Origin of the sequence: Helicobacter rappini, from assembly GCF_900198625.1 — a bacterium.
Lineage (GTDB): Bacteria > Campylobacterota > Campylobacteria > Campylobacterales > Helicobacteraceae > Helicobacter_A > Helicobacter_A rappini.
In genome coordinates this window covers 13,733-27,764 of the sequence record NZ_FZPK01000008.1, presented here as the reverse complement: position 1 = coordinate 27,764, position 14,032 = coordinate 13,733, and the positions used below count along the sequence as shown (strand labels likewise).

Annotated in this window: 9 protein-coding genes and 2 pseudogenes; 8 read left to right on the top strand and 3 right to left on the bottom strand. The window is 35.1% G+C overall.

The window, feature by feature from the left end; translation table 11 throughout:
* Positions 1-10 precede the first annotated feature (10 nt).
* From C6H17_RS02355 to C6H17_RS02320, 8 genes are all read left to right on the top strand, one after another.
* Positions 11-964, top strand: a complete 954-nt coding sequence (locus C6H17_RS02355; RefSeq protein WP_005217832.1) for a hypothetical protein — start codon at positions 11-13, stop codon at positions 962-964.
* Between the two features lie 68 nt (positions 965-1,032).
* Positions 1,033-2,271 carry an NAD-dependent epimerase/dehydratase family protein gene (locus C6H17_RS02350; RefSeq protein ID WP_020995955.1) on the top strand — a complete coding sequence of 413 codons (1,239 nt, stop codon included), beginning with the start codon at positions 1,033-1,035 and terminating at the stop codon, positions 2,269-2,271.
* Positions 2,262-3,677 (top strand): D-glycero-beta-D-manno-heptose-7-phosphate kinase, encoded by a 1,416-nt coding sequence (gene rfaE1 / locus C6H17_RS02345; RefSeq protein ID WP_005217835.1) that lies wholly within the window; start codon positions 2,262-2,264, stop codon positions 3,675-3,677. The genes C6H17_RS02350 and rfaE1 overlap by 10 nt, the downstream gene beginning before the upstream one ends.
* A 323-nt stretch (positions 3,678-4,000) precedes the next feature.
* On the top strand, positions 4,001-5,995 hold the full coding sequence (locus C6H17_RS02340; protein WP_005217837.1) for a methyl-accepting chemotaxis protein: 1,995 nt from the start codon (positions 4,001-4,003) through the stop codon (positions 5,993-5,995).
* Positions 5,996-6,095: 100 nt separating this feature from the next.
* On the top strand, positions 6,096-7,697 hold the full coding sequence (locus C6H17_RS02335; protein WP_005217844.1) for a multicopper oxidase family protein: 1,602 nt from the start codon (positions 6,096-6,098) through the stop codon (positions 7,695-7,697).
* 113 nt (positions 7,698-7,810) lie between these two features.
* The gene (locus tag C6H17_RS02330; protein WP_005217845.1) at positions 7,811-8,980 is read left to right on the top strand and encodes a glutathionylspermidine synthase family protein; all 1,170 of its coding nucleotides are present in this window, start codon (positions 7,811-7,813) and stop codon (positions 8,978-8,980) included.
* 229 nt (positions 8,981-9,209) lie between these two features.
* Positions 9,210-10,559, top strand: coding sequence for a sodium-dependent transporter (locus C6H17_RS02325; protein WP_005217847.1), 1,350 nt, complete (start codon positions 9,210-9,212; stop codon positions 10,557-10,559).
* Between the two features lie 8 nt (positions 10,560-10,567).
* Positions 10,568-11,644, top strand: a complete 1,077-nt coding sequence (locus C6H17_RS02320; RefSeq protein ID WP_005217849.1) for a M24 family metallopeptidase — start codon at positions 10,568-10,570, stop codon at positions 11,642-11,644.
* 169 nt (positions 11,645-11,813) lie between these two features.
* Here C6H17_RS02320 and C6H17_RS02315 read toward each other — a convergent pair whose 3' ends face one another.
* The 3 genes and pseudogenes from C6H17_RS02315 to C6H17_RS13500 form a co-directional block, all read right to left on the bottom strand.
* The gene (locus C6H17_RS02315) at positions 11,814-12,548 is read right to left on the bottom strand and encodes a non-canonical purine NTP pyrophosphatase (protein WP_005217851.1); all 735 of its coding nucleotides are present in this window, start codon (positions 12,546-12,548) and stop codon (positions 11,814-11,816) included.
* 498 nt (positions 12,549-13,046) lie between these two features.
* Positions 13,047-13,142, bottom strand: a pseudogene (locus tag C6H17_RS13505) (cytochrome c1); the annotation flags it as partial.
* A gap of 411 nt (positions 13,143-13,553) precedes the next feature.
* Positions 13,554-13,997, bottom strand: a pseudogene (locus C6H17_RS13500) (c-type cytochrome); the annotation flags it as partial.
* Between the last annotated feature and the right edge of the window lie 35 nt (positions 13,998-14,032).

Here is a 14,032-nt window from a genome sequence, read left to right as displayed (position 1 = left end):
AAGGAAAAGTATGTATAAAGCTATATTACTAAGCATAGGCACTCCAACGACACTTGGAATCTATTATGAAGATATGAGTCCAAATGAAGATAAATTAAATAAAGCGAGTTTAAAAGAAGCGGTATATACTGATAAAGCAGATAATGAAAGCACACTAGAAAATAAAGCCCCAAAGCTTATTTTCATTTTGCGTATAGATGGGAAGACAAGCGATGTTTTACCCTTGCTTTTTGTATCACATAGTTTAGATAAAAAGACTACTTATACAAGTTTAGAATCTTTACTCACACCTGAAGTGCTATCTAAATGCAGTTTAGCTGAATGCTTGATTGATTCTAGTTTTTTAAAAGAGAATAAAGAAATAAAGCATATTTTAGAAACACTTAGCATAAAAGATTCCATAGATTCTACATATAGTAATCAAACTAATTCAGCCAATCGCCCAAATTGTATAGACAAAGGTGCAAATTTAGAGAATCTAGACACTAAACACAATATATACTTTAATGAAAAAATAGATTCTAAAACCAACATAGATTTTATAAAACTTGATTGTAGTCTCACTAAAGCCTTATATCTACTCTCATATTTTATGCCTTTAAATGCGATTTATTATTCCCGTGGGGTTGGGAGTTTAAGTGCTATAAAGCTTACGCATGTATTTTTACATACCCTTGCTTTAAGTAGTGATATTAAGATATATGCTACAAATAGCTTTTACTTCAGTCAAACAAATGAGATAAAGGCATTTGCAAATATGTCTTTTTATCTTAAACCAGATTCTAAACATGTGGTTATCACGGATTCTAATGTTAAAGATTATATTCATATTGCCCCAAGTAACATAAATGCAAGTAACATAAATGATAGTTTAGATTTATCAACACTATTTTTACCATACAGACTTATACATGATGATTTTTTAGAATCTTGCACACCACTTTATGTAACCCCAGCAGTTTGAAGCAATACCTATAAACTCACAAAAACATGCTAAAATCACACAATACTTTACACATATAAGGCAAATTCATGCAAAGCGTAAATACACAGCAAACAACAAAGCCAGATTCTCTAACACTTAATAATAAGACAATACTAATCACAGGGGCAGCAGGATTTATAGGTAGTAATCTTGTAGAATATTTTGCTACACATCATAAAGACTGCAAGATTCTAGCCCTTGATTATTTTCGAGATTCAAAGACTTTTCCTAATGGCAATCCCACAACACTAGGGCATTTTAAGAATCTCTCTCTTTACCCAAATGTTGAGGTCTTATCACTTGATATTGCAAATGAAAAAGAGTTAAAATCATTGCAAAGAGACTATGGCAAGATAGATTATATCCTGCATGAAGCCGCAGTTTCAGATACCACTTGCATGGATATGCGGCATGTTATGCAGGTAAATTTCAATGCGTTTAAAGCCCTAATCAAACTTGCTATGAAGCATGAAGCACATATTATATACGCAAGTTCAGCCGCAGTCTATGGTAATACAGAGATTCCAAATAGTGTTGGGACAAATGAGATTCCAGAAAATATCTATGGCTTTTCAAAGCTTTGCATGGATAAGGAAAATGTGAGATTACAAAAGAGTTTGCAAGAAAAGGGCATAGGGCTTATAGGTTTGCGTTACTTTAATGTATATGGCAGATATGAGTTTTATAAATACAAGACTTCATCTATGATACTTCAGCTATCATTGCAAGCACTAAATGATAGAGTAGTCAAGCTATTTGAGTTTGGAGAACAACAAAGAGATTTTGTCTGTATCCATGATGTCGTGCAGGCAAATGTAAGGGCTATGGAGCTACTTATGCTAACCTATGGTTTAAGAGATAAAAATAAACAAGCAAAAGAATGGCATAGAATCCACAAGACCTTCAACGACATAAACATGCAGCAAACACCACAAACACAAGATATTGTATTGCAAAAACTATTTGGGCATGACTTCTTAGCAAAATCACAAAATATTATGCAATCATGGCTAGAGCATGGGGCAATATATAATGTCGGCAGTGGAATCTCGCGTAGTTATAACGATATTGTTGAGATTCTAAAAGAGAATCTAAAAGTAAGCTTTGAAGTGCAGTATATTAAAAACCCATATCCATTTTTTCAAAATCACACCCTTGCAGGTAAAGCAAACTTTTTACCAAACTACACACCAAACTACACATTAGAATCTGGGATAAAAGACTACATTCCACATATAGAATCTATCTATAATGACATAAAAGAAGGGAAGAAAACATGGCAGTAGAGAGAATAAAAATCCTTGTTATCGGGGATTTAATGCTTGATAAATATATATGGGGAAGTGCGAATAGACTCTCCCCTGAAGCCCCTGTGCCTGTTGTAAAGATTGAAGAAGAGAATTTTAGTCTAGGTGGGGCATGTAATGTAGCAAATAATCTAATTGCAATGGGGGCTTTTGTATCTATATATGGCGTTGTAGGCAATGATGCAGAGGGTAGCTTATTACATGATTTTCTTGTGAATAAAGGCATAGATTCAAATTGCTATAAATCAAATCGCCCAACGACTACAAAAATGCGTATAATGGCATCAAAGCATCAAATGCTAAGACTTGATAAAGAAAGTAATACCCCTTTGGAATCTAAAATCTATGAAGCCATGTTTGAAGATATACAAGGTAATATTACGGCATATCATTGCATGATTCTAAGCGATTATCTAAAAGGTGTGCTAAGTCCAGCTTTCACACAAAAGCTAATCAAACTTGCAAATAGCTTTGATATACCAGTATTATGCGACCCAAAAGGCAGCGACTATGCAAAATACAAACACGCTACATTGCTTACACCAAATAAAAAGGAAGCAATGGAAGCCACACATGTAAATATACATAATGATAAAACCCTGCTTGAAGCTTTGCAAAAAATGCGTAAAATCTGCAGCCTAACTTATCCTTTAATCACGCTTAGCGAAGAAGGGATTGCCTATCTTGATAGCGATCTAGCTTTGCATAAAAAGCCTACAATCGCAAAAGAAGTCTATGATGTAAGTGGTGCAGGTGATACCGTGATTGCCGCCCTTGCCTTGCAACTTGCAAAAGGTGAGAGTATAGAAGAGGCTACAAAATTTGCAAATGCTGCTGCTGCTGTTGTCATCGGTAAAATCGGCTCTGCTACTGCCACACTTAAAGAGATACAAGACTATCTAGCCCCAAAAAGAATTATAAAAGACGCTAAAGCAAAGATTGCCACAAACTTTTTAGAAATACAAGAAAATGTAAATGGCAAAAAAATAGTCTTTACAAATGGCTGCTTTGATATACTGCATTACGGACATGTGAGCTATTTAGAAAAGGCTAGAAAGCTAGGCGATGTGCTTATTGTGGGCTTAAATAGTGATGATTCTGTAAAAAGATTAAAAGGAAAAGATAGACCTATTAACTCACAAATTGATAGAGCATTTATCCTAGCAAGTCTTGCATGTGTGAGTTATGTCATTATTTTTGATGAAGACACACCTAAGAATCTTATCTCACAGATTAAACCAGATATTTTAGTCAAAGGTGCAGATTATAAAGACAAAGTTGTAATTGGTGCTGAATATGCAAAATCTGTGCAATTCATTGACTTTATTGATAACAAAAGCACAACAAATATTATAGATAAGATTCAAAAACAGGTAAAAGAATGAAACAATACATCTCACGCAACAAGTATTATAAAATATGAAAATATTGCAAAAAAGATCACAATAAATCGCTTTGTTAAATTCATTTGTGTAATAAAGAAACATATTTTGTAGATTTATAAATTTTGTAAATAAAACTTTACGAAATTTATAAATAATTTAAACTCATCTTATAGAATACACCCTTAGTGTATCGCGTAAGCTACAAAGCTACTACTTCATCTACTCACAATATATTATGTTTATTCAGTCTCAAAAAACATTCATTGTGAAAAAGTAAGTTGATAGCATACAAAAAAAATATTTCATTGTGAAGGGAGATAATTGTGAATTTAGCTGTTAAAACTCGAGTAGCCCTCATTGCTAGCCTTATCATTGCTATGGCAATTATAGGACTTAGTATCGGCAATATGATAATGAATAAAAAGGTGTCAATGGGGAATGCCCTGCATGCACAAGCAGATCAGCTACATGCCGTTGATTTAATGTTGCAAGATGTAAATATGCGATCTGCTACCGCACTGAAGGGACTTGCTACCATGATAGAATCTATGCCTTATGAAAAGCTAGATTCTAAAGAAGAGATTATTGCTAATGTTGGACCATTATTAAGGGGACACAGAATCACTGCAGGACTACTTGGAAGCTATATTGGTTTGCCAACGGGCGAGATTATAGAAGATAATATTACAAATACAACCAAGCTTTTTAGCGTAAGGGGCGGTCAAGGGCAAAGCTATAATGCCGCACAACGCGGCTGGTATATCGGGGCAGTAAAAAATAATGGATTATTTCAAACAGAAGTGTATCAAGACGATGTTACAGGGGAACCAAGCGTTACCTATGCTATACCGATACATAAAAATGGACAGCTAATAGGTGTCGTTGGTATTGATATCTTACTGACTTCATTACAAAAAGTCTTTGATGATCTGAGTGCCACAGGTAGTAATATATTTGCGTTAGATAATGCAAATATCCCTTATGTTGCTACAAATAAGGACATTATTTTAAAAGAACTTCCTATTTTTAAACAGATCGCTACAATATCAAGTCAAACAAAAGATTATGAAGATTTTGTAGTTAATGACAATGGCGTTGATAAAATGACACAATGTAAGACAAGCAAAAGCAATGAGTTTGCCACATATACGCTATGTTCTTTTGAGCCTATCGAAAATATAGAGGGTCCTATCACTCGTATAGGCTATATTCAAATAGGCGTTGGGCTTGTATCAGCATTAGTTATTAGCCTTATGTTATATGCTGCCGTTGGATACTATCTTAAACCGCTTACACAAATTTCTCGTGGTTTAGTTGATTTCTTTGCGTTTCTTAATCATGAAAAAAGTCATGCCGCAAAGATTGGAATCACAGCAAATAATGAATTTGGTTTGATGGCTCAAGCCATAGATTCTAATATTGAGAAGACTCAACATTCACTGAAGCAAGATTCTATGCTTGTTGATGAAGTTATGGAGATTGTCAATGAAGCAAAAGAGGGGAGATTTGGCAAAAATGTAACACATGAAAGCCATAATCCACAAATAAATAAGCTAAAAGATTCTCTAAATGAAATGTCTCATACACTTTTCTTGCTTGTAGGTGATAATCTTGCTGAAGCGAAAAAGGTATTTGAATCATTTGAGCAAAATGACTTCACACCAAGGATTGAGAACGCACAGGGGCTAGAAGCAGGATTAAATCAGCTTGGAGATTCTATTGTGTCTATGTTACAAGTATCAGCACAATATGCAAAAGAGCTAGATTCTAAGTCAAAAGAGTTAGAAGAATCAGTGCATACACTCTCACAAGGTGCTACAACACAAGCAAGCTCCCTGCAACAAACAGCAACCGCAATCGAACAAATCACTTCATCAATGCAAAATGTATCAGGCAGAACGGGTGAAGTTATCAATCAAAGCGAAGATATTAAAAATGTTATAAGCATTATTAGAGATATAGCTGACCAGACTAACTTACTAGCACTTAATGCAGCAATTGAAGCAGCAAGGGCTGGAGAGCATGGCAGGGGCTTTGCAGTCGTAGCTGATGAGGTAAGAAAACTAGCAGAAAGAACACAAAAGTCTTTAGGTGAAATCGAAGCAAATACAAATATACTCGTCCAAAGCATAAATGACATGGCGGAATCTATAAAGGAACAAGCACAAGGCATAGAACAGATTAATGAATCTGTCTCACAACTAGAGAGTATTACACAACAAAATGTAAGCATTGCAAATCACTCACAAGAAATAGGTGTAGCTCTTGATGAAGTGGCAAAAAAGATTCTAGAAGATGTCAATAAAAAGAAATTTTAGATAGCTTATAAATCATGTATTTAAGGTTTGATATTATAATGCTAACCATTTTTAGTTTTATAATATAGTATTAAATAAATTTCTTATACAAGGACAAAATATGCAAAGAAGAACCTTTATTAAATATAATACATTAGCTGCTATAAGCTTTATGCCACTTTTTTCAAATCCACATAACCATCATATAACACATGCAAATCATCATCAACACAATATGCAAAATACACCTATTGATACATCTTTCATCACCCTTGAAAATGAGAAAATAGCCCTTCTTAATGATAAAGATTTTCCGCAAAATAATACACACAAAGAATTGCCACTATTATCAAATCAAAATAAGCAAAAAGGTGTATTTGAAGCAATTATTGAGATAAGAGAAATGGATATTGAAATCATTAAAAATAAAAAGACAAAGTGTTATGTATATAACGATGGCAATAAAAAAATACAAAGCAGGGTTGCTCCAAAAATTGAAGTATATGAGGGAGATAGAGTAAAAATTTGGGTGAAAAATAGATTAAAAAGCCCTACAACAATCCATTGGCATGGGCTTCCTGTGCCGCCACTTGAAGATGGGAATCCAATGGATATAATCCCTGCAAATGGTGATAGAATCTATTCATTTCAGTTACCAGATAATTGTGCGGGAACATATTGGTATCATCCACATCCGCATAATATCACAGGCAAACAGGTTTATATGGGATTAGCTGGGGCATTTGTCGTAAAATCTAGAAATGATCCTTTAGATAAATTTATAGAATCCGATTGGTTTATCACTGATTTAAGGCTTGATTCTAAAGCGCAAATACCACCAAATACTTTAGCTGACTGGCTTGATGGCAGAGAGGGTGAATTTGTGCTTATTAATGGTGAGTATAAGCCTAAGATTACAATAGATTCTATGCAGAGAATCCGCATTTACAATGCTTGTTCTGCAAGATATTTAAACCTAGAAATACAAGGGGCAAAGTTTATTATCGTTGGCACAGACGGGGGATTAATAGAAAAGCCTATTGTAAAACAAAAGCTTTTTATAAGTCCAGCCTCAAGGCTAGAAGTCTTCATAAAAAATGATAAAAAAGGGAGTTTTAATCTCATAAGCCATTTTTATGATAGAGATAAAATGATTCCAAAAAGTGAGCCAAAGGAATTGAGACTTGCTACAATAGAATTAAATGCGATTTTTAATCAAAATGAAATACCAAATACCTTGAGAATCTTACCTATACACAAACATATAACACAAGAATCTCCAACACCAAAAAATCCAATACAACAACTTGAAATAACCATGAGTGAAGACCATAGTAAAATGCACAATCTAACAAAGAAAGACAAGAAAAGCATAAGAGAGAATCTAGCGAGTATGTTTTTAATGAATAATAAAACTTTTGATATGAATCGCATTGATTTGCGTGTAGATATTGGAATCGTCCATGATATTATCGTTACAAATAAATCGCATATGGACCATCCATTTCATATACATGGCACACAATTTGAAGTGATTGAGAGAAAGCTTGGGAGTGTAAATGAAAAGATTGAGTTTAGAGCCTTGCAAGATACTATTAATGTAAGACCAAATGAAGTAATTAGACTTAGAATGAGACAGGATTTTAAAGGGGTAAGAATGTTTCACTGCCATATCTTAGAGCATGAAGATTTAGGCATGATGGGGAATTTATTAGTTGATTAGTCTTTAAAAAATGAATTTCTTTGATAATTCTAGCTTATAAGCTAGACGCACTTAAACGCCATATTTATGCAAGCTTGCTATAATAGCAGACATTTTACTCACAAAGGATAGATATGCGTATTACCACACTAAAGCCTTTTAATAAGCAAGAATTTGAACACATGGGACTACTTTGGCACACAGACCCCGATAACACAGATTACATTAGCAATGAGCTCATACATGTAAGTGAAGCAGAAGCTGATGCCTATTATGAAGCGTGTAATGAGCTATATGATATGTATGTGGAAGCGGCAGGTTATGTCATTGAAAATAATCTTTTCTATGATCTTGATATACCAAACTCACTCATTGATACAATCGTGCAGAGTTTTGAAGAAGATGTGCATTGGCATATTTATGGTCGATTTGACTTAGCTGGTGGGCTTGATGGTAGCCCTATTAAGCTTTTAGAGTTTAATGCTGATACGCCGACCATGCTGTATGAAAGTGCAGCAGTGCAATACGCGCTTTTAAAGGCGAATGGCTATGATAGCGATGCGCAATTTAATAATATCTATACAGCAATTTCACAAAATTTTCAACGCCTTATTACATTGAGCGATGATGTGAGTAATTTCCATGAGATATATGAGGGCTGGAAGATTCTATTCTCAAGTATCCGCGGTAGTGATGAAGAAGAAAAGACTATTAGATTCTTGCAAGATATGGCACATGATGCGGGTTTGCATACAGATTTTTGCTATGTTGATGAAGTGCAGCTAAGCCCTACTGATGGAATCTTTTATAATGATACAAACTTTGAATTTTGGTTTAAGTTTATCCCATGGGAGAATATCAGCATTGATGAGCCAGAACTAGCCTTGATTATCAATGATATTATGGCAAATCAAAAAGCGATTTTTCTAAATCCAGCTTACACTATCCTTTTTCAAAGCAAACGCATTTTAAAGATTCTATGGGATTTGTATCCAAATCACCCACTATTACTTGAGACAAGTTATAACCCACTCAATAAAAAGCAGGTTAAAAAACATGCCTTTGGTAGAGAAGGGGCAAATGTCAGCATTCTAGATGCAAATGGTAAGCCTATCAGCTCAAAAGACGGGGAATACGCTAATCACAAGGCAATCTATCAAGAGTTTTATCCACTTAATACGCATAATGGCTCATTTTATCAAGCAAATGTATTTTTTGCGTATGAAGCATGTGGCTTAGGCTTTAGGAAAGGCAGTGAAATTATTGATAATTATTCAAAATTTGTAAGTCATGTGATTGATTAGATATGATTAGACATGTTTTAATGGCTTTGCAACAAGTTTTGTGTATAAGACCATTAAGTGCAATCACAACAAGGTATTCTAAAAGGCAATATGCCATTAAAATCATAAATTCAAATATATGAGATTTGCCAATACAGAATCTACGCATTAAAACCCATAAAAAAGTAAAAAAACTATAAAAGTTTGCTAGAATAAAAACTTATTGCAAAAATTACGCATAAGGAACTGAATGCAAAAAGATTTTGGAAAGATTGGATTTATTTTGGCAGCACTTGGTAGCTCTATTGGCTTAGGGCATATTTGGCGGTTTCCTACAACTGCGGGTATGAATGGTGGCGGGGCGTTTGTGTTGCTTTTCTTAGGTATTGCCTTGTTTGTGGGTGTAGCTATGCTTGTAGCAGAAATGCTTGTAGGGCAGCAAGGCAGAAAAAATGTGCCTGATAGTTTTAAAGAGATTACGCAAAATCCTAAGACTTCATGGCGTTTTGTGGGCATTACTTTATTTGCTGGTCCTTTTATTTTGACATTTTATTGTGCGGTGCTAGGCTGGGTTTTATACTATCTTGTATCTGTTAGCTTTAATCTACCCGCAGATTTTGCACAAAGCAAGGCTATCTTTGAGACTTTTAGCTCACATACAGAACAGATTTCCTATCAGATTCTCTGTTTTGCTATCATTCTAGCGGTTACTGCATATAGCATTGTGTATGGGATTAAGAGTATTGAGAGATTAAACTATGTATTAATGCCCCTGCTTTTTATTATCTTTTTTGGATTGCTTTTTTATGCGATGAGTTTGCCTAGCTTTGGTGAGAGTGTGGAGTTTATGTTTAAGCCTGATTTTTCAAAACTCACTTCAAATACCATTATTGATGCTATGGGACAGGTCTTTTTCTCTCTCTCACTTGGGGCTGGGACAATCATCACTTATTCATCACATGTGAATAGAAATCAGAATCTTTTTGCAAGTGCATTATGGATTGTTATCCCGGGTATTATCATTTCCATTGTTGCGGGGCTTATGATATTTACATTTGTATTTGCCTATGGTAGCAAGGCGGATGTAGCTGGTGGTCCGGGGCTAATCTTTATTGTATTGCCTGTTATGTTTGGGCATCTTGGCGCGCTTGGGGGATTTTTGTGTGCGTTATTTATGATTGGGCTATTATTTGCTGGATTGTCTTCTACCGTGTCCTTGCTTGAGCCATGTATAAAATATCTTACTGATAAGACAAAGTATAGTCGTGCAACTCTTACTTATGTGGTGAGCCTTGGTATATTTTTAGTAGGTATTATTGTGATTTTATCGATGAATACGAATTATCAAGCAACTCTTACTTTCTTTGAGAAGAATCTATTTGATTGGATTGATTGGATAAGTGCGAATATGCTACTTACTTGGGGGAGTTTCTTTAGCTCTTTATTTATTGGCTATTTTGTATCAAAGGATAAATTGCGTGAATGGACTAAAGGCTATCTTAAAAGCGATTTTGCCTTTTACTTTTGGCTGTATAGTTTGCGTGTATTAGCACCTTTAATGGTTATTGTGATTTTTATTAATCGTATTCAAAGATTCTAGGGATATGTATGGAAGTAAAAGATTTTATCACTCGCGATGAAAGTATTATGTATTATCTATGTGGTTATAGTGCGGATAATGCCATTCTTATGCGTTTTGGCAGTGAGTTTAAGTTTATAACAGATGCGCGTTACAGCACAGAGGCAAATGAATTATGTAAGAAAAATATCGCATTAGAGATTATTGAATCTAGCGATCTTTTAGCAGAAGCAAAAAGGCAAATCACACAGCACAATATTAAGAATCTTAGCTTTGATCCTATGCGTATGTGTGTGGAAGAATATCATAACTTAAAAGATATTGTATCACTTGCACCCATGCCAAACTTCACACAAATCATGCGTATGAAAAAAAGTGATGAAGAACTTAAGATTCTACAACAAGCACAGATTCTAAACTTACAAGCAATACATGCGTTTGGGGAATATGTATCAAAACAAGGCAAGGCAAAAAGTGAGAAATTTTTATGGTATAAAATCGCTGATACTTTGAGTAACTATGGGCAGTATCCACTAAGCTTTGAGCCAATTGTAGGTATTGAAGGTAATGCAGCAAAGCCACATGCCCTGCCAAGCGATACGACTTTTTTACAAAATGGCGATACACTTTTGCTTGATTGCGGATTGAAGTATAAAAGGTATTGTGCCGATTGCACTCGCACCGCACTTTTCTTTGATGATTCTATAATTTTTCAAAAAGACCAAGATTTTATGGTTTTAGATGAAAGCACAAATAAGGATAGACTAAGCATACATGAAAAGCAAAAGATTTATGATCTTGTCAAAAAAGCACAAATAACTACGATTGAGAATCTTCGCTCTGGTATGAGTGGCAAAGAGATAGATTCTATCGCAAGAGATATTATTGAAAAAGGTGGCTATGGTAAGTATTTCACACATAGCACAGGGCATGGCATAGGGCTAGATATACATGAGATGCCCTTTATCTCTCGCCGCTCTGAAACAATCATTGAAGATGGCATGGTTTTTTCTATTGAACCCGGAATCTATATCCCGCAAACCTTTGGTGTGCGTATTGAAGACTTAGTAGTGGTAAAGCAAGGCAGGGCTGTTGTGCTTGGATAGGCTACATTGTGTCTTTGTGTATTTTATAGCTACATATTAGACGAAACTTTCACCACAAGAACTGCACTCAATTTTATTGTCGTCAATTGTTGAATATGTATCTTAAAATCTAGAAAATATATCCCAAATTCGACAACCTACTTAAAGTTTAAGAATAAGGTATAATCTACTAAAAATACGCCAAAAATGCTTTTAATAAGGATTGTATAGCTTGTCCGCGGTGTGAAATCTTTGTTTTTTCTTCTAATGGGAGTGTGGCAAGGGAGTGTTGCAAAGATTCTAAAATTGTTATTTTGTTATTAGCGTTATTGGTAGGCAATGTGAAGTCAAGTATTAGAATCTCATCTTGTGAGAAATCTCTATAAAACATAGAATCATATCCAAATCCATGCGTTCCGCTCTCTTTAATCGCTACAATGCCATGACATTGTCCGCTGACAACATTTTGTATATTTTTTTGCTTTGCTTCATCATGTATAATGTAGGCAATGCTACATTGAAAATAGGCTTTGCTACCCCAGATTCCATGCTCTTTTAATGCAGCTTTTAGGGCTTCTCTATTATCCACATCACTTGAGTTTCCACATTCTGTATTGCCATTTTGCATATGTGCATATCGTGCAGAGAATATACCGGGCAACCCTTGTAGTGCTTCTACGCATAGTCCGCTATCATCAGCGATAACAATGTAGTGTTGGGGTATATTTGCATGTGTTTGTAGTATGTGATAGAGTGCTTCTGCTTTAATCATTGCGTTTGCTTCAAATGTCTCTCCGCACTCAATAGGATCAAAGTCTAATATACCCAAATCGTTTGGGGTTAGAATCTCTGTGTTTAAGGCATGTTTAAATTCTTGTTGTTTATGCTTATTATTTGTAGCTAAGATTATGTATGGGGTATTCATAAAAAGTGTTCCTTGCTAAGGCTATTATAGCCTTAGACTTAAGTAGGGATTAGTTGGATAGAATCTTAATTAGTGTAAGTCTCTCCAAATCTTGCTTTTCCACATATATGCAAGGGCTGAGAGTAATACAAAGAAGCCAATGATCCACAATCCAAGAGAATCTCTTTGAGCTTTTTTGCTATCGCCGATTGTCTCAAGGTAGTTTATAACTTGTGTTTCCGCCTCTTTTGTAAGACCTACTCTAGGCATTGCCTTACCTTGTGGCATTACACCCATATCTTTTGCCATATTTGTGTAATCATCACTGCTTTGCCATGAATCTTTCATAGAATTTTCAGGCAATTTAATACCATAATAAACTGCATCTCTAGCATTTATCTCTTTGATTTTTGCTTTTCTGTCATTCTCACTTAAATCAGCAGGCAATGCAGCTTTCTCTTCATCTTGCTTATTTTTTACCAATTTATTAATAACTGCTTGTTGAATGTCAATCAAAGGCACTTTTTGCGGATTATTAATAAATGCGGCTAACTCTGTGCGACCTTTTGCCCTAATCATCATGGATAAATCAGGTGGTGTATTACCTAAATACGCCTTAATCATTTCAGAATCTGTTGCTGCATGAAGCCCTGCTTTATTAAAGCTAGATTCTAAAAGTGAAGCGTTAAGCACACTTAAAGCACCACCAAAGTCTTCAAAAGTCTTCGCGTTGATAGCGTCATTTTCATCATTAAGCTGGTCTTCACTCATATCTTTCTTTTCTTTTGCCTTAGCCATACCAAGCAGGGCACTCATAAACGCTTTGTCTTCATCATTAAGAGATTCTATGAAATCTGCTTCTTCTTTGCCTTCACCTTGTTTAATAAGAGATTCTATCTTTGCGTTATGGTTAGCAAAAAACATAGAATCATATTGATTCTTATCATACACAGCGCTATGACACCTGCTACATGCTTCTACAAACACTTCTTTATCGCTCAAGCTTTTAGGTGCGATCGACTTAAGATAGGCTACAACATCAGCGATTTCAGTATCACTTATCGCACCATTAAACGCATTCATAGGATAAGATTCTTTACCTTCATTAGATGCGTCGCATTTCTCGAGCGCTTCATTCTCTAAGCCATCGCATGAAACTGCAAACTTAGATTCCAAGCGTGTAGCACGCACTGGGTCTTTAATAAAATGTGCTAGATAAGTAGAATCATAAATAAGCCCTGCATTTGATAAATCAGGGGGCAATACACCGCCTTCGCCTACTAGCTGTAAAGTCTTTGGATTTCTTATATTAAGTTCTGCATCTGGTTGTGAATTAAGAGTATGACAGCTCGTACATTGTGCTGCAAATACACTTTTACCATTCTCAACATTACCATTTGCTACATCTATATTACCAAGCTTTTCTAAATCTTTAAAAGCATAATCACTAGCCGCAGTGGGCGGGTGCATTGCATGGTGTGCTAAAGGCTCAACGCCATAATACA